12 protein-coding genes are annotated in these 17,617 nt (G+C 56.7%); 4 read left to right on the top strand and 8 right to left on the bottom strand.

Translation table 11 applies throughout. The features are described 5' to 3' along the window. Window positions 1–57: 57 nt before the first annotated feature. Complete coding sequence (locus P8935_RS24410) at window positions 58–3,642, bottom strand: TonB-dependent receptor (RefSeq protein ID WP_348262920.1); 3,585 nt, start codon at window positions 3,640–3,642, stop codon at window positions 58–60. Window positions 3,643–3,981: 339 nt separating this feature from the next. Between P8935_RS24410 and P8935_RS24415 the strand changes: the two genes are divergently transcribed. The 3 genes from P8935_RS24415 (at window position 3,982) to P8935_RS24425 (ending at window position 9,974) form a co-directional block, all read left to right on the top strand. Then, window positions 3,982–5,949 (top strand): glycoside hydrolase family 125 protein, encoded by a 1,968-nt coding sequence (locus P8935_RS24415; protein WP_348262921.1) that lies wholly within the window; start codon window positions 3,982–3,984, stop codon window positions 5,947–5,949. A 57-nt stretch (window positions 5,950–6,006) separates the two neighbouring features. Further along, entirely contained in the window at window positions 6,007–8,268 is a 2,262-nt protein-coding gene (locus tag P8935_RS24420) for a glucoamylase family protein (RefSeq protein WP_348262922.1), read from the top strand. A gap of 83 nt (window positions 8,269–8,351) precedes the next feature. Beyond that, window positions 8,352–9,974, top strand: a complete 1,623-nt coding sequence (locus tag P8935_RS24425; RefSeq protein WP_348262923.1) for a glycoside hydrolase family 28 protein — start codon at window positions 8,352–8,354, stop codon at window positions 9,972–9,974. An 8-nt stretch (window positions 9,975–9,982) separates the two neighbouring features. On the opposite strand, the gene P8935_RS24430 is transcribed toward P8935_RS24425, so the two are convergent. The 6 genes from P8935_RS24430 to P8935_RS24455 form a co-directional block, all read right to left on the bottom strand. Next, a complete protein-coding gene (locus tag P8935_RS24430) occupies window positions 9,983–10,555 on the bottom strand; it encodes a hypothetical protein (RefSeq protein ID WP_348262924.1) in 573 nt (190 codons plus the stop codon). Continuing rightward, window positions 10,545–11,105, bottom strand: a complete 561-nt coding sequence (locus tag P8935_RS24435) for a hypothetical protein (protein WP_348262925.1) — start codon at window positions 11,103–11,105, stop codon at window positions 10,545–10,547. Before P8935_RS24435 ends, P8935_RS24430 begins: the two co-directional genes overlap by 11 nt. After that, window positions 11,102–11,455, bottom strand: a complete 354-nt coding sequence (locus tag P8935_RS24440; protein WP_348262926.1) for a helix-turn-helix transcriptional regulator — start codon at window positions 11,453–11,455, stop codon at window positions 11,102–11,104. The genes P8935_RS24435 and P8935_RS24440 overlap by 4 nt, the downstream gene beginning before the upstream one ends. Before the next feature lie 379 nt (window positions 11,456–11,834). Then, entirely contained in the window at window positions 11,835–12,122 is a 288-nt protein-coding gene (locus P8935_RS24445; protein ID WP_348262927.1) for a Dabb family protein, read from the bottom strand. Between the two features lie 296 nt (window positions 12,123–12,418). Beyond that, the gene (locus P8935_RS24450; protein ID WP_348262928.1) at window positions 12,419–13,855 is read right to left on the bottom strand and encodes a phosphoglucomutase/phosphomannomutase family protein; all 1,437 of its coding nucleotides are present in this window, start codon (window positions 13,853–13,855) and stop codon (window positions 12,419–12,421) included. Between the two features lie 233 nt (window positions 13,856–14,088). Further along, on the bottom strand, window positions 14,089–15,207 hold the full coding sequence (locus P8935_RS24455) for a mannose-1-phosphate guanylyltransferase (RefSeq protein ID WP_348262929.1): 1,119 nt from the start codon (window positions 15,205–15,207) through the stop codon (window positions 14,089–14,091). 225 nt (window positions 15,208–15,432) lie between these two features. On the opposite strand from P8935_RS24455, the gene P8935_RS24460 reads away from it, so the two are divergent. Next, window positions 15,433–16,377 (top strand): M50 family metallopeptidase, encoded by a 945-nt coding sequence (locus tag P8935_RS24460; protein ID WP_348262930.1) that lies wholly within the window; start codon window positions 15,433–15,435, stop codon window positions 16,375–16,377. Window positions 16,378–16,451: 74 nt separating this feature from the next. Here the strand turns inward: P8935_RS24460 and P8935_RS24465 are convergent, their stop codons facing one another. Beyond that, entirely contained in the window at window positions 16,452–17,582 is a 1,131-nt protein-coding gene (locus P8935_RS24465) for a pyridoxal phosphate-dependent aminotransferase (protein WP_348262931.1), read from the bottom strand. Between the last annotated feature and the right edge of the window lie 35 nt (window positions 17,583–17,617).

A 17,617-nucleotide genomic window follows, 5' to 3' on the forward strand; every position in this document is an offset into this window, starting at 1 on the left:
CGGCTAAAAATTATGCATTCTCCCCGCTCCGTAGAGCGGGGAGAAATGGTTGGCCAGTTAGAACTTGAAGTGGAATTCGCCTTCAATCGTACGCGAACCCAACGCAGAAGTTGCGCGTCCGAAGCCAGAGTCGGTGACATTGCTGTCGACGTTTGCCAAGTTCAGCTTGTTGAAAAGGTTAAAGACGTTGGCGCGGATCTCAAGCCTCGCTCCCTCGCCCAGAACCTTCATCGAGGGCAACCCGAATGCCTTGGTTGCTGCCAGGTCCAGATCCGAGTAACGCGGACCAATGAAAGCGTTGCGGCCGATGCCCGGGGTACCAGGAAGTGGGCCCGGAGTAGGAGCAACCTGGTTATTGCTCCAAGACATTCCATCTACCTCAGCCGGCTTTGTAAAGTAAGCCGCGCCGCCCTTAGAGAAATTTTCTCCTGGAACTCCCGAGACGGTCTTGAACGAATCTGTCTCCTGGCTGTGGCCTCCTCCTCCCAGATATGAAGAGGGACGCAGATTTCCGGTTCCTCCATTGCCGCAACTCGAATTGAAGACCGCGTTGCAACCAAGCCCGCTGAAATTTGGATTCCACGGGAAACCAGAGTGGAAATTGAAGATCGGACTGAATGTCCAGCCTCCAGCTACCTTCTCCGCCCAGGCGTTTCCGTGGAAGAGGACTGGAGTCCAAAGGCCGAACATCTTGATCATGTTGCGCGAGTCAAAGTCTGATGAACCCCAGTTGAAGCCAGGCAAATACTCATAATCTGACGTTGAATAGGGTCCGGAGCCATTGTCCAGCGAGTGCGCCCAGCGGTACTGCACATCAGCTTCAAAGGTATGCGAAAGCTGGTGCCGCACCTCGGCGAGCATTGAGTTGAAGTTCGATGTGCCTGTGTCTTCGTACCAGTCAATTCCATTAACAATGGGGTTGAAGGCCATCTGGCCGGCGATGATCTGCGAGGCGTACTTGTCATAGAGGTTGTATTGCAATGGTAAGTGGCGACCCGTGCTGCCAGAGTATCCCAGTGTTGCTACCCAGTCATGGCCCAGGTCGTATTGAGCTTCCAGCGAATAGCGGAGGACACGGCTGGTGGGTAGCTTGTTGTCTACACCGGTGATGCCGATGAGGCCGTTGGTAGGCAGATTGGCGGAGTTGAAGGTCGAAATCAGCGCTGGATTGGCCGGCAAGGCTCCGTATTGATAGATGTTGGAAGCTGTACCATAGACAATCTGGCCGTCCGTCAGCGTATTGCTGTTGGTGGCAAAAGGCGGATCGAAGCGCGTATTGGTGGTAATTGCCTCTTCGAGCCCGTTGAAACTGAGACCCACACCGCCGCGCAACACTAGCTTCCCGTTATCGTGCGCCGGACTCCACGCAAACCCGATCTGGGGTCCGAAGTTGCCCTTCTGCGCATCCACCTGCGGCTGCTTGAGAACGATGGCGAGGTTCGTGAAGGTGTTCGCGCCAGTCCCGAGGTTCAACCGTGGATTATTGCCATTCTTCTCCGTCATGCCCGCAAAATATTCCCAGCGGATGCCCAGGTTGACAGTCAGATTTGGCTTAACCTTCCAGTCGTCCTGCACAAAGAAGGCTGGAATGTACTGCCGGTCATCTTTGCGCGAATCGGTTGGCACACCGGTCAGCGGATTGGCGCCGTTGATCGACTCCGTCTGCGGTGCATCGTTTAGAAAATCCCAGTAGTTGTTGAAGTAGTAGTTGGCGCTTGCCGCCCACGTCGCGGAGTCAAGATAAGCGAGGCGCGTATACTGACCGCCAAACTTCAGGTTGTGGCTCTTGTAAACCTTGGTCAGCACATCCTTGAAATTCAGAGTCCACTGGTCAAAGATGCTTCCGATGCTGGGGCCAAACGATGCCGGATTGATAGATGCGAACGAGTTATTGCCGTTTTGCAGGTAGATGTTGTCGTATGGCAGCCCCAGCGGTGCTTGAGGGTTGTCCTTTAACTCGTTCCACTTCCAGCCTGCCATGTCGGCGCGTGCTTCGTTCAGCATCGTACCGGAAAAGGTGTGATTGAAGAGCAGACCCGCCGAGTAGTTCTTGGCGTTGTGGTGGAAAATATTCTGCGGCCGGTCAGTGAAGCTGACGTTGTTGACCGGAACATAGTAGAGATTCGCGGCAATCAGGTTGTTCGCAGACAACTGATAATCCACGCGGCCGTTGTACTGTGTGTTGACGTTGTTGTTCGGTCCTTCTGTTTGTACAAAGAACATGTCGGCATTGCCATCCATGTTGTCCGCATAAAGGCCGTCCCCATTGCCACCCAGGCCGGGTGTGAAGATCTTGTTCCCTCCAACGACTTGCGGTGGCGCATAAGAGGGATCGTGCTTGCCAACCCCGATGGTTAATGGCTTACCAAGGTCCAGACCTTGTCCCTGGATCCAGTTGCAATTCACTCCCTGAATCAGCCCGACGGAGGCACAATCATGACCATCCGCAGCTCCCTCGAGGATCGCTTTGTACTGTACGCCTACACCTTTGACAGTCAGGAATTTGTTAGCAATCGTGCCGGATGTAGACGCTCCATCCAGGCTCGCCGTCTCGTACCAGCCCGAATTGATGTTTGTTCCATTGTTGCGGATCGTGTCATAACCAAAAAACCCGAAAAGATGGTTATGGATGATTGGTCCGCCGACCGTTCCGCCGTACTCATTGAACTTGGCCTCATCGCGCTGCTGCGCCGTGGCGCCATTGGGATTCCAGCGTTGATATGCGTTCAGGCCCGGACGATCCAATTTAAAAAGAGCAGTGCCGTGGTATTGGTTCGTGCCGTTCTGCGAGATGATCTGAATTTGCGCGCCGCTGAAGCGTCCGTACTCAGCATCATAGGGATTGGTGACGACCTTCATTTCTTTGATGGTGTCTGGGTTTGGCGTAACGACTGCTGCAGATCCCCAGGTCACGCTGGTCGATTGCACGCCGTCGATCATGATTCCGTTGGTGTCGTTCCTTCCGCCGTTACCAAACACTTGCGGTTTGTTCTCGGTCATGTAAGGGCCCGTGCTTGACCCCGCGCTGCCATCGCCCTGGTTGCCGGGCAGAGATTGAGTTCCGCCACCGCCGTTCTGCGAACTGTCGCCAAACATGCCTGGAGCCAACTGGGCCAGTTGCAGCGGATCACGGCCAAAGTCCGGCATCTTCGCAAAGTCTTCCTGGCTTATCGTGCCGCCCACATCACCGGTCTCAGTATCAATAGCCGCCGCGTCTGCGGCGTTCACTGTCACCGTCTCTGACTTGCCACCAATCTCCAACACGACGTTCAGCGCGTTTGCCTGTTCGGAAATTACGTGGACTCCGTCCAGAACTTTGGTCTTGAACCCATCACGCGTTACTTCCAGTTTGTACGTGCTCGGAGCGAGTGCGTTGAAATTGAAGTTGCCTTCTCCATCACTCGTTGTACTCACTACGTGGTTGGTCTCTTTGTCGGTAAGCGAGAGTTGCGCTCCCGGAACCATCGCTCCCTGTGAGTCTGCAACCGTTCCCTGAAGACTCGCTCGGTATTGGGCATGAACGGGCAGAACGTACAAGGCAAAAAGCACAACTGCGATTTGCCACCACCCGCTCCTTGCATGAACGCGACCGCCGGATTCTCTCCGGGGTTGCATAGAGCTATTTACGGCATTTTTCGGCATCACGATCTCCTGAAAGTCGGTTACAAAGGGAACTCTTATTTCGAATCGGGCGCTTGCGCAAACGATTGCGCAACGGAATAAATAGGTATCACCGTCTCTATATCACTGTCAATAATGAAGTTTACTTGTGATCAGGATCACCAAAAATCGACTCCTCTCCAAGCGTCGCCCGCCCTCTACTAATTCGTTTTTGCATTGCCTATGCCTCCCTAGAAACCTGCCCGGATCTCGATGCCGCCCGACCCACCCCGAATCGTCCCCGCCGATGAGGTGCAAGGCTTCGCGTGTATGCTGGTCGGCGGGATTGGCAACCGGCAATCTTCTTGGGAGCACACTGTCTTGAAACCTGCAATCTCGCCTTCGTCGCACAATTTTTTTGTCGGCAAACTCACGATTTCTGTATCTCTTCTTTTCCTTTTCGCGACAGTGGCGTTGGCGCAGTCCTTCGCCCGACGAGTTCCCATTTCCCTGCGTCCCGATGACGTTCTTCCCACCGGAAACCAGTGGATCTCTCTGCCCGACATACGGGCTGATAATGGCTCGCTCAGCACCTTCAACGTCCTCTCCATGCGCCACCGCGGGCTGCTCCAGATCAGCGGCGAGCACAGTGGCCCTGTCCTTCAGCCTTACTTCACTGCCGATGGCAAGCCTCTCGAATTTCACAAACCTTCCTGGGAACTCATCGCCTACTGGATCCCCACCGCCCATCTGGCCGTCGACGGTCTCGAAGCGACGCTGACGTATTGCGCTCCTCCCGAATCGCGCGCAGCGTTTCTGCGCATGACGCTGACTAATCACCGCACCGCTCCAGTTGAAGTCTCACTCGGTGTGAAAGCATCATTCGGTTCCATTGAACGCGTCACCTACGTGCCCGTGGAACTGCGCGGCGAGCGCACGGTTGGCGTTGCCCCCTGGGTGGATCCGGCGGAAGTCTTCAGTTACATCACCACAGACACCGATTTTGCATGGACCCTCCTTCATCCTGGATCGAAGGCCAGCATCACCACTCCGCCAACCACCGCGACACCCGCAGTCAACGCCAGCCAAACCAAAACACTTGCGCCTGGCGAATCGGTCGAATCCATCTTTGTGCTCGCCGCCGGGATTGAGGAATTCAGCGCTGCGCACAATGCTCGGGCTCTGCGCGAGCAGATTGACCGCAACGGCGCTGAAGCGATGATTCAGCAGACCGCAGCCTGGCTGCTGAAACGCACGCGCAGCTCAAATCAAGCGGACCTCGATCTGCTGATGAACCGCAACTTTCTTTTCACCGAGCTTTACGCGTGGGGCCGCACCATCGACACAGAGCAACTCGTTGGTGTCACCTCACGCAGCCCGCGCTACTACGTCTCCGCCGCGTACTGGGATCGTGATGCCATGCTGTGGAGCTTCCCTGCACTGCTCGACATCGATCCTCCCATGGCACGCGAAGCGCTCGAATACGCGCTCACCACACAGCTCCGCAACACCGGCACGCACAGCCGCTTCATCGACGGCATCGTCCTCGAAGATGGCTTTCAACTCGACGAGGCCGCCGCCCCCCTCCTCGCTCTCGCCGCGTACGAAAAGCGCACCAACGATACAGCGTTTCTTTCCGCGCACAGCGCCGCGCTCGCTACGCTGAGCGATCGCCTTCAAAGCCGGTTCGATCCCGCCACTGGCCTTTATTCTTCTTTGCAGGACTCGCAGGACGAATTCCAGAAGCTGCCTTTCATCACATACGACAATGTCCTGGTATGGCGCGCACTCACCGATCTTGCGGATCTCGAAAAGCGCTTGAACAACTCCAGCGAATCGCAAGAAATGACTGCGCGTGCCACTTCTTTGCACGCAGCGATTCTTTCTCACTGCGTCTCAACCACAGCGCCAAACTCCGCAGGTCCTATCTTCGCCACTGCCACCGACGGCAAGAATTATGTCTTCACTGAAATTCCGCCCGGCTCTCTTTTCAAACTGCCGGCTCTTGGCTTCGTTCCTGAATCCAATCCAACCTTTACGCGCACCTATCAATGGCTGCACTCGAAGAATTATCAGTATTCCTACTTCGATCAGCCGTATGGACTGCCTGGAAGTTACCGCGTTCCCTTCACAACCGCATGGAGCATCGCCGATAATCTGCTTCTCACTGCAGGTCGCGATCAATCCCTCAAGATTCTCCTGGCCAGTAACTGGGATGGCGGCATCATCACCGAAGGCGTCGACCCCACCACCGCACGCATGGATCAAGCGGGCCGCGCCTTTGCTACCGCCGCCGGTTACGTTGCCCACGCCATCTGCCAGGTTTCCTGCACAGACAATCGCAAGTGATCAGGAGATGAAGCTCTGTTCCCATTTCTCCCTACCAACGTGGATCGAGGAAACACAATGAACAAGTTCACCATTCGCCCATCACGCAAAACTCGCTTCGTTCCGCTTCTCTCTTGCATCGCGGCCGCAATCCTTGTCATGCCTCCCATGCACGTTGGCGCGCAATCCGACTACTACCGCCATGTCATCTTCGATAACAGCCTCAACAAGGACGGATACTATTTCAGCCACGCCCAGGCCAATGGTCCAAGCTTCGTTGAGCAGCAGGACGGCCGGCTCCCCGTCGACGCAAAAACTTTCCGCACGCCTCCCAACGCGATTCGCATTCAATGGCAATCCGCGCCGGCAGGCGGATGGAACGCGGAAATCTCGGTACTCGATTTCCGCAACCGGCGCCCCGGCCTCGACGGTCATAACCTCTACTTTTCCATCTACACGCCGCAACCCATAGCGGCTGCTGACATGCCCCTGCTCGTTCTCTCCACTTCCAGCGAAGGTCTGCAGGTTGCCGAATTTCCAGCCAGCTTCAGCACTCCTCTCAACCTCGGCAAGTACACGGGCGACATTCCCGCCTCTCGCTGGATCGAAGTCCGCATCCCGCTCGCCGACATTCAATCCGCATCCATTTACAACTTCCGCCCGGAATATACGCAGAGCCTCATCTTCTATCAGAACCGGGCTGACAACATCCGTCATACTCTCATCGTCGATGAGATCCGCGTAGCCGACGCGTCCGCCACGCACAGCTCTTTTTCCGCTCCTAAAAATCTCCGCGCGACCGGTTACGACCGTCACGTCGAGCTTGAATGGACCGCGCCCGACTCCGTTGGTCTCGCCCGTTATGTGATCTACCGCTCCGAAGACGGCAACAAATTCACTCCGATCGGTACGCAGATCCCCGGCATTCACCGCTACGAAGACTTCCTCGGCAAGTCGGGCGTGAATGCCCGTTATAAAGTCGCTGCCGCCGATTGGGCCTATCACGAATCCCCGCAATCGAACGAGGCTGCCGCCGCCACCCGCGAACTCAGTGACGACGAAATGCTCACCATGATGCAGCAGGCCTGCTTTCACTACTACTGGGAGGGCGCCGATCCCCACTCCGGCATGACCCGGGAAAATATTCCCGGCGATGAACGCATCGTCGCTACAGGAGCCAGCGGCATGGGCATCATGTCGCTGATCGTCGGCGTAGATCGCAAATTCATCACGCGTGCCGAAGGCGTGGAGCGCCTCACTAAAATCGTCGACTTCCTCGAACACGCGCAACGCTATCACGGTGTCTGGTCGCATTACATGAATGGCGCTACCGGCAAGACCATGCCTGTCTTCGGTATGTACGACAACGGCGGGGACCTCGTCGAAACTTCGTTCCTTATGCAGGGCCTTCTCGCTGCGCGCCAGTATTTCCACGGATCAGATTCAGGCGAACAATCTCTGTACCGCCGCATCACCGGCCTGTGGGAGACCGTCGAGTGGGACTGGCATCGCGACAAGCCAGACAGCGACTTCCTTTATTGGCACTGGTCTCCGCAGTGGGCTTTTCAGATTCATCATCCACTTATCGGCTTCAACGAAACGATGATGACTTATCTGCTCGCCATCGCTTCTCCCACGCATGGCGTGCCTGCTTCCATGTACTACTCGGGCTGGTCTTCGCAGGCAGTGATGGCGCAACAATATCGCCAGGGATGGTCTGGCAGCACCGACGGCAACCACTACGGTAACGGCCATACGTATTACGGCATCAAGCTCGATGTCGGAGTCGGTCCCGGCGGCCCGCTCTTCTTTACGCACTACTCGTTCATGGGCCTCGACCCGCACAGTTTCCACGATCGCTTCACTACGTCGTACTTTGAAAACAATCGCAACATCGCTCGCATCAACCGCGCCTACTCAATCGCGAATCCCAAGCATTACGCAGGCTACGGACCTGATGCCTGGGGACTTACCGCCAGCGATGGTCCGCACGGTTACGCTGCTCAGGCGCCAGACGAGGCAGACGACATCGGCAATATCACGCCCACCGGAGCGCTCGCATCGTTCCCTTACACGCCCGAGGATTCCATGGCCGCACTAAAGCATTACTATCGCGATTACGGCGATACGATGTGGGGCGTTTACGGCTTGCGCGATGCCATCAATCCCAGTGCTAACTGGATCTCGCCCATTTACATGGGATTGAATCAGGCGCCCATCGTGGTCATGATCGAGAACTACCGCACCGGGCTTGTCTGGAAGAATTTCATGGCCAATCCAGAGATCACTACGATGTTGAAAAACCTCAACGCCGCAACGGCAGAGCAACCTCATCTGTGAGGGAAATACAGACTGTACGGTCGCCCGATAAGGTCCGCGTCTTAGAATCGATGCGGGACTCGCTCAGGGTCCGGAGATAACTCGTGCAGGATTTTCGTCGGGACTTTTTGAAGATGGCCGGACTCACTATGGCCGGCAGCGCTACCACGCTTCTCAACCCTTCGCGCGCAACGTCGCAGTCCCAACCAGCCGCGTCCCTGGCCACATCGGCGAAGCCTGTGTACTTCGATGTGCGCGCCTACGGAGCAAAAGGTGACGGCGTCTCCATCGACACGCCCGCCATTAACGGCGCTATTGATGCTGCTTCTAACACCGGTGGCGGCACCGTCATCTTCCCCGCCGGCGTCTACGCTTGCTACTCCATCCATCTCAAGAGCAACGTCGCGCTCTTTCTCCAACAGGGCGCCACCATCCTCGCCGCTCCCACTCCATACGACGGAACAACGGCCGGCGGTTACGATTCGGCCGAGCCACAAGGTTCGTGGGAGCCTTACCAGGACTACGGCCACAATCACTGGCACAATAGTCTTCTCTGGGGCGAAAACATCCACAACTTCGGCATCTTCGGCCCGGGCCTCATCTGGGGCAAAGGTCTGAGCCGCGGTCACGACGAAAAAGTTCTCCCCAACACCACGGCGCCCGGTGTAGGCAACAAAGCCATCGCGCTCAAGAACTGCCGCAACGTCATTCTCTCCGACTTCTCCATATTGCAAGGCGGATGGTTCGGCATTCTTGCCACCGGTGTGGACAACTTCACCATCGACAACCTCAAGATCGACACCAACCGCGACGGAATCGACATCGACTGCTGCCGCAACGTCCGCGTCTCCAACTGCACCGTCAACTCACCGTGGGACGACGGTATCTGCCCTAAGAGTTCCTATGCCCTCGGCTATGCGCGCGCGACAGAAAATCTGACCATCACCAACTGCTACGTCACAGGTGTCTACGAACTCGGTTCCGTCCTCGACGGCACTTGGAAGAAGATGGAGATGCCGAAAGGCCGTTGGGGAACCGGCCGCATTAAACTTGGCACTGAAACCAACGGTGGATTCAAGAACATCACCATCTCCAACTGTGTCTTTGAAAGCTGTCGCGGCTTCGCGCTTGAGTCCGTCGATGGCGCTGTTGTGGAAGACATCACTTTCTCCAACGTAACGATGCGTGACGTCAACGCGCCCTTCTTCCTCCGTCTTGGCGCACGCCTCCGCGGACCCAAGCCTCAAACCGTAGTCGGATCCATGAAGCGCATCGTGCTCAGCAACCTTGTCAGTTCAGGCGCCGCACAACTGCCCTCGATCATCGCTGGAGTTTCCGATCACCCTATCGAAGACCTGAAGATCAGCGACGTTTATCTACACCAGGTTGGCGGCGCGAGTGCTGACATGGCGGCGATTCAGCCCGCCGAAAACGCCGACAAGTACCCCGAGCCCACCATGTTCGGCGATCTTCCCGCGACAGGCATGTACATCCGTCACGCAAAGAATGTCGAACTCAGCAACGTCGAGATTGCAACTGAATCCGCCGATGCGCGGCCGGCCTTTTATCTTGACGATGTTGATGGCGCGGACTTCTTCCGCGTGAAATTCCCGCAGCGCGCGCAGAGCAAGCAGTTCCGTTTGAAGAACGTCTCCGACTTTCGCCTTTTCGGCTGCCACCACTACGCCGACGCGAAAGAGGATCATGCGGACGACAAGATCGTCTGAGCAGCAGTTCAGTCTGTCCGTTCCATATCCGGCTCCGACCACAACAGAATCGCTTGCGGCAGCGTCACCGCCGCGACGACGGCCATCAACACGAGCCCATACAGCAGCACATCCGCCGAAACTGGCATCCACGCCAGAAGCCGTGGCGCCTTCATCTTCCAGTCCGCCAGCAGCCAGAGCACAGTCAGCGCAATCGTGAGCACTTGATACGCCTGATAATGCGCGCGATCCCGCTGGTGCACCTCGCGCTCATCGTTACGGTACTCACTCTCCTCCGGTGCCGGTTGATAAACCCGCAGCGCCAGCATCAAAAAGGGCGTCTCTCGATAGGTGGATTGCTCCGGCGTTTTTCCATTGAATGGCTTCACAAGTCCGCCGAAGTTGTACCCACCCAGAAATAGCCGATTCACAAGGAAGGTAGCGAAGATCATGTACACGCCCGACGTATGCCAACGATCAACCGACCACAGCGCAGCCATGAGGATGGCAAGCCCCGCATAAATCGAGACCACTAGCGCACGACGGTGAACCCGCGCCGCCATGTCCAGTCGCTTCCCCATCAAAACTAGTTCAGCTCTCATTCACCCTCCACAGGATCTGGTTCAGTCCAAGACGAATCGAGGGAGGCAAGCTGAATACGGCAAGAAACAGGAGCCACACAACGACCTCGCGCAGGAATGCAAGTTCTTTTAGGAATCGCATGTCCATCGCGAAGAGCAGAATCACGGCAATCCAGACTACGCCGCGGATAACTCCATACGCTTTCAAATAGGTATTTGTTCGCACCCATTCTTCGCGCTCGTCCGCGGCACTGGAATCCTCTTTCCACTCCTCGTAAATCGGACGTACTGGCTGGTCGCCGACCCAATCTGCTGGCGGCGTAACTCGCGTCGGCCAGTACATCCGGCGCGTGGGGTGGTCAACTATGGCCTCGCCTAATATGCGAATCGGAAATCCGAGGAGCATAAACAAGAAAAAGGAATAACGATCAAACGCCCGGTCGCTGACGCTGTTCCACTGCATTGCAAATGCAAGCAGGATCAAAACGATCAACCAGTAGCTCCCCACCATCCATCGTCGGGTGTTGCGGTTCGCCTCCAGGACCGTGAGATGCCGCCTCTCATGGATCATCGCTTACTCTCCATTTTGGTCCCATACACCTGTTCACTCAGCGGCTTGAACGGCTCAAGGGAAAAAATCGCCTCAACCGGCAGGCCAAAAAATGCCGCAATCTGAAGAGTCAACTTCAGGCTCGGTCCGTAGTCGCCTCGTTCCAGAAAGCCAATTGTCTGGTAATTTACCCCTACCGCATCTGCCAGTTTCTGACGGCTGATTCCCCGTTCGGCGCGCAACACGGCAATGCGGTTGAAGAGTCCGCTTTCTCCGAGAGATGGTGCGCTATTATTTTCAGGCACCACATTATGTTGTGTTAACACAACATAATAGTCAAGGAGAGAAACAGCGTGAAGAAGAAGATTCAATTGCGCAGCCGCAAAAATCGAATTGTAAGGAAGTGGAGAGTGCACACTTTACAGTGCAGTTTTTAGGTGCACTTTAAATGATATCCGCCTTATTTATCAGTCGTATGTGCCAGCATAGGCGAAGGAAAGGAGTATCTACATAGGGAGGGGTGGGGGCCTCCGTTAAAGGTTGAGCGGGGAGAGTGGTCGATTGTCTGAAGTTTGAGCCGTTCTTCAATGCTTTGCTCCTTTCCCTACTCGGACATTGTGCGCCCAAGACACGAAATTCAATGCAATCTGAAGCTGGATTTTTGCGCAATGGAATAAAGGACTTGGAAGCAAAGTACGCCGGGCGAGTGTTGACATCGAGCGAGTTGTTGAAGGAACGGGGAATTCTTGCTTATACTTCGAAATCCAGCTCAACTGGATCGATCAGCGGTACGAGCCATTCGAGAAGCTCGAGATGCGATGGATGGATGGCGTAGGCGTCGCAGGCAGCCTTTTCTGTGAACCTCATCAAGCCAGCAAATGTGTATCCCTGCCCTCGCGGCGACAAGTTTTCGCCTACAGCTACGTCAATCAAGCCCCGAATCTGCCCTTGAAATGCGCGAATGTCACGCGCTGCGCGCTCTTTCTCGGCGCTTGTCGCATGCTCTTTCCAACGAAATCCGAAGATGTGGATGAACAAGGTGAAGATCCCTCGTTGTCATGATACAGGCGGTGGTTGTTGACGGAGAAAAGCAGATCCTTCGCCCCGCTTACCCCATTTCAAGGGGGCCCGAGCGTGCGGGGCTCAGGATGACACATCAGGTACGGGTGCTGCTAAGACAACCAAAGGGACAAGCGCAGTCATGCATGGTGTGTGACGCCGAGCGAGACATTGGAGATCGGTTGAGATCGTGCTTTCCCACCCAAGCTGCGTTTGGATGGGGCACCCTCGCTATGTATCCGTTTGAATTCTCAGGGCCAATCCTTCGCGTCCGCCTATGCACTCATCGCGAAGGCTCGGCCCGACTCGAGTAGTTTTGCTACTGCTTCTTTCGACGTCGATTCGGTATAGATGCGCATGAGCGGCTCGGTGCCGCTGGCGCGCAACAGTATCCATGTCTCTGCCGCATTCGGCTTGGTCTTCGCTTCGGGATTGTCGAGGTAGAACTTCACGCCGTCGAGCGTCTCCTGGCGCAGGATTGGCATGCCCGCGATCGATGTATCGCCAATGTGCAACGCTCTCGCCCTCGCAATAGCCGCGTTTTTGATGGCGTCGGGAATGTGCAGATCGATGCGCCCGTACTGATGCTCGCCATATTCGGCCTGCAGATCGGCGACAAGCTGGCCCAGCGTCTTCTTCTCTTCCGCCATCACATTCGCAAGCAGCAGCGCGTTCAATAATCCGTCACGCTCCGGCAGATGTCGCTGAAATCCAATGCCGCCCGACTCCTCGCCACCCATCACAATCTCGCGCTCCAGCATGTAGTCGCACACAAACTTGAATCCGATACCGTGCTCGATCAGCTCGCGCCCATGCTTCTTCGCAATCCGGTCCAGCATCTTCGTCGTATTGAATGCCCGCGTCACCGCGCCCGTCCAGCCCTTGCGCCGCAACACCCAGCTCAGCAGCACTGAAAAAATCTTGTGCGGATCGACGAAATTCCCATTCTCATCCGTAGCTCCAATACGGTCAGCATCGCCATCGGTACACAAGCCTGCGTGGCACTTGTGCGCCACCGCCGCCTCGCCCAGCGCGCGAATGTGCGGCTCGATTGGCTCAGGATTGATACCCGGGAACAGCGGATCGATATTGCCGCGAATCTGCACGTGATCAACCCCGATGCGGGTAAAAATATCCGACAGAATCGTCCGCCCCGCGCCATACATCGAGTCGATGGCAAACTTCATTCCCGACTTCGCAATCAGGTTAAGATCGGCAAAGCTCTCAATGGCCGTCAGATATGGCGGAAGAAAATCGACTTCTTCAATCACAGCCGGCTGCGCAGCTTGTGAAACCGGCTTGTCGAGATAAGTCTCGATAGCAGAAATGATGGACGGCTTGCCCGATCCACCGTACCACGCTTTGTACTTCACGCCGTTCCACTGCGCGGGGTTGTGCGACGACGTGATCATGATGCCGCCTGCTGCGCCGCGTCCGCGCACGCCGTAACTCAGTGCCGGGGTAGGTGTGATGTCGTTAGCCAGTGCCACGGGAATGCCCGTAGCCGCCACGACGTCTGCGCAGGCACGCGCAAATGCCTTGGAGCCGAAGCGCGAGTCGTAGCCGATGCAGAGGCCCTTTGCGGGATCCTCCTGCGCATGGACGTATGCGGCTATCGCTGCAGCGGCAGTGCGGACATTGGCAAATGTAAAGTCATCGGCGATGACGCCGCGCCAGCCGTCGGTGCCGAACTTGATTTGTGGGTGAGGCATTCTGGTCCCTTACTCTCCGTGAATTTCTAAGGATAACGGAGGTTGGAGGGTTCTGTCGGCGGGGCATCGCATATGGCGAGGAACAAGAAAGCAGATCCTTCGCCCCGCTTACCCCATTTCATGGGACCCCAAGCGTGCGGGGCTCAGGATGACACGTTGGGTGTTTGGGCGATTGCAGGATGCTGCAGACGTGCCCGGATAAAGACGCAGACTGTAACCTTGCGAGTAGGGAACTAAATCAGTTCGTCTCGCCCTGACAGTCCCAGTTCCTTGACCACCTTGCCTACGTCCTGCGAATGATCGCGGTGCGCGATGAGCAGCGCATCCTCGGTATCGACAATGACAAGGTTTTCAACGCCGACGAGGGCAACAAATTTCTTGGGGCTGTAGATGTAGTTGTTGCCGGCTTCGATGGTGAGGTGGCCATCGGACTCGGCAACATTGCCGTCCCCGTCGCCGCGCAGCCGCGTCTCCATCTGGTACTCGTAGAGCGAGGCCCACGAGCCAAGATCGTTCCACGCAAATTCCGCCGGTACGCAGTAAAGATGGGATGCGTGCTCGCCTTTGGCCGAACGCGGTTCGAGCACCGCATAATCCACCGAGATGTTCTCGCACTTTGGATAGAGATCGCGAAATACATTTTCAAATTCAGGTGTTCCAAAGCTGGCGGCAATCTTTTCGAGCAGTGGTGCGGTCTCCGGCAGGTGTTCGCGCACAGCGTTAGCCAATGTCTTTGCCGACCACAGGAACATTCCCGAATTCCAGTAATAATTTCCTGACGCGACAAACTCCTGGGCACGGTTGAGATTCGGCTTCTCAGTGAATCGACGAACCCGGAGAGCAGATTCGGCGCCATCGTCCTCGCCTGTCTCAATGTAGCCATATCCCGTTTCAGGGCGAGTCGGCTCTATTCCCAGAACGATAATGTTGTCGCCTGCCGCAGCCAGCGCGATGCCCTTTTGCAGAGCCTTCAGGAACCGGGGCTCGTCGGCAATCACGTGGTCCGACGGGAAGACGCCCAGGACAGCCTCGGGATTTTCGCGTTCGATGAGGAAGGCGGCCAAACCGCAGGCCGGGGCGGTGTTGCGAGCTACCGGCTCCTCGATGATCTGGTGGCGCGGAACTCCGGTCAGCTGATCGGCGATCTCATGCGCCAGGAACTCATTGGTGATCACCCAAGTTTTTTCCAACGAGGCGAGGGGCTTCAGGCGTTCCACCGTCTGCTGAATCATGGAGCGCTCGCCATCGAGCGCTAGCACTTGTTTGGCCCGGGCGCGGCGGGAGCGGGGCCAGAAGCGAGTTCCGCTACCTCCGGCAAGTATGACTGGACGAAAATCTATGGAGTTCGGCATGGAAAACACATCCTACTCGACAGAAGCTAGGTTTGCACAGTGATGGGCGATACTTTTAGGTCCAACAAGCCTATAGCTGGCAGACTCGCCTGCGTAAAAAGAGGTTAGCATCCCTTTCTGGCGGTTTTTCACCATGCGGGCGGTCGACAAGCCGAGCACCACTTTCGTTCAGGCAAGTTCAATATCCCGGGAATGGGAGAGGGCAATATCGGGTAAGCTAGCTGCATGTTCGGCATCGGCCAAGGGTCTTTCCGCCTCTTCCGCATCAACGGAATCGACGTCTTTCTTAATTGGACGTGGTTCCTAGTCGCGCTGTACGAAATCGAGGCCCGCAAGGGCCGGTACAGTTCCGTAGTGTGGAACGTGGTCGAGTACCTCGCCCTCTTTGCGATCGTTCTCACGCATGAATTCGGACACGCGCTGGCATGCCGTTCGGTCGGCGGGACGGCGGACAAGATTATGCTGTGGCCTCTTGGCGGTGTGGCGTATGTCAATCCGCCGCAACGGCCGGGCGCTACGTTGTGGAGCATCGCTGCGGGGCCGCTGGTGAATGTGGTGCTGGCGCTTCCACTGACGGTGGCATTTGCGACTGCCCAGTCGGCGGGCTGGCGCACTTCAATGCCTGACGCTTATCAGCTGATTTATGCCGTCCTTGTCACTGACATCGTATTGTTGCTGTTCAATATTCTGCCCATCTATCCCCTTGATGGCGGGCAGATATTGCGCTCGCTGCTCTGGTATCCGCTGGGCCGCGCTCGCAGTTTGCTGGTTGCTGCCTCTTTCGGGTTCGTCGGGGTTGCCGGCTTGCTGGCTCTTGCTCTCTGGACGCAGTCCGTGTGGACAGGCCTTATTGCTGCCTACGCCGGGATGAACTGCTGGAATGGCTTCAAGACGGCGCGGGCGTTGCGCAAGCTTGAGAAGATTCCTCGCCGCCAGGGATTTGCCTGCCCCAGTTGCCGGACGGCGCCGCCTATCGGAGCAATCTGGCGCTGCAACAAATGCGCTACCAGCTTCGACACGTTCGAGACGGGCGGCGTCTGCCCGCAATGTTCGGCACGGTTTGACAGGACCGCTTGCCTCGATTGCCGGCAATCCTATCCAGTGAGCGAATGGCAGGTCGGCTATGTGCCCGGTGTGGGCGTGATGTCGGGTGAAGTGGCCGCGAAATAAGCTCGCACTTCAGCTTAAAAACACGACAGGCCCAGTTTCCCGGGCCTGTTCCTTTTGCGATTGTTCTGTGGGGCTTAGGTCAGCTTGCCCAGGTATTCGCCCATACGCCGCGTGCCTTCGTCGATGTTCTGCTTAGTCACCGGGTAGGAAAGGCGAATGTGTTCGCTGGTGCCGAATGCCTCGCCGGGCACCGTCACGACGTGCGCCTCGTGCAGGAGCCGCGTCGCCAGTTCGGTGGCAGATTTAATGCCGCCTTTGCCGATGAAAGCGCCGATATTGGGGTACACGTAGAACGCGCCTTCGGGCTTGGTGCACGTGACGCCGGGAATCTCGGCCAGTTTGGCAAGCATGTAATCCCGCAGTTCAACGAACTCCGCGCGAAACTGAGACACGCACTCTTGCGAACCAGCCAGGGCTGCGATAGCGGCCTTCTGAACGATGCTGGTGGCGTTTGATGTCTGTTGCGATTGCAGCTTAGAAAGATTCGCGATGATGGGTTTGGGGGCGAGAGCAAAGCCTGCGCGCCAGCCTGTCATTGCGTAGGTTTTGGAAAGCGATCCGAGGATCACCATGTGCTCCTTGGCCCACGTGAAGGAACCGGCGGAGACGGGTGTACCTACGTAGGTGAGGTATGCGTAGCACTCGTCCAGCAAGAGGTAGATGCCGCGCTCGTGGGCGAGGCGGACGATGCGCTCGAGGTCCTCGGCGCTGACGATTGATCCGGCAGGGTTCGAAGGCGAATTGAGGATGATCGCCTTGGTGCGCGGCGTGATAGCTTTCTCGATGGCGTCAGCGGTGATACGGAAATTCTCAGCTTCACTGGTTTCAAGAAAAACTACCTTGCCGCCTGCGTATTGAATGATGTCTTTGAAGCTCACCCAGTAAGGGACGGGCAGAATGACCTCGTCTCCATGATCGACCAGGATCTGGACGGCGTTGAAGAGGGCGTGCTTTTCGCCGGTGGTGAAGATGGCTTCGTCGATGCTGTAGTCAGAGCCGAAATCGCAGGCATGGCGGTCAACAATCGCTTTGCGCACGTCGGGAATGCCGGGCACTACGGTGTAGCGCGTGAAATTGGCCTCAATGGCGGCAATCGCTGCGTCTTTGATGTGGCGCGGCGTGGCGAAATGGGGCTCACCGGCGCCAAAATCCACCAGGTTCGCGCCCTGGGCACGCAGTTTGGCGGCCTCGGCGGCGACTGCCATGGTTGCAGAAACCTCAATACGGCCAATTCGGTCAG

This window comes from Telmatobacter sp. DSM 110680, from assembly GCF_039994875.1.
In the GTDB taxonomy this organism is placed as follows: Bacteria; Acidobacteriota; Terriglobia; order Terriglobales; family Acidobacteriaceae; genus Telmatobacter.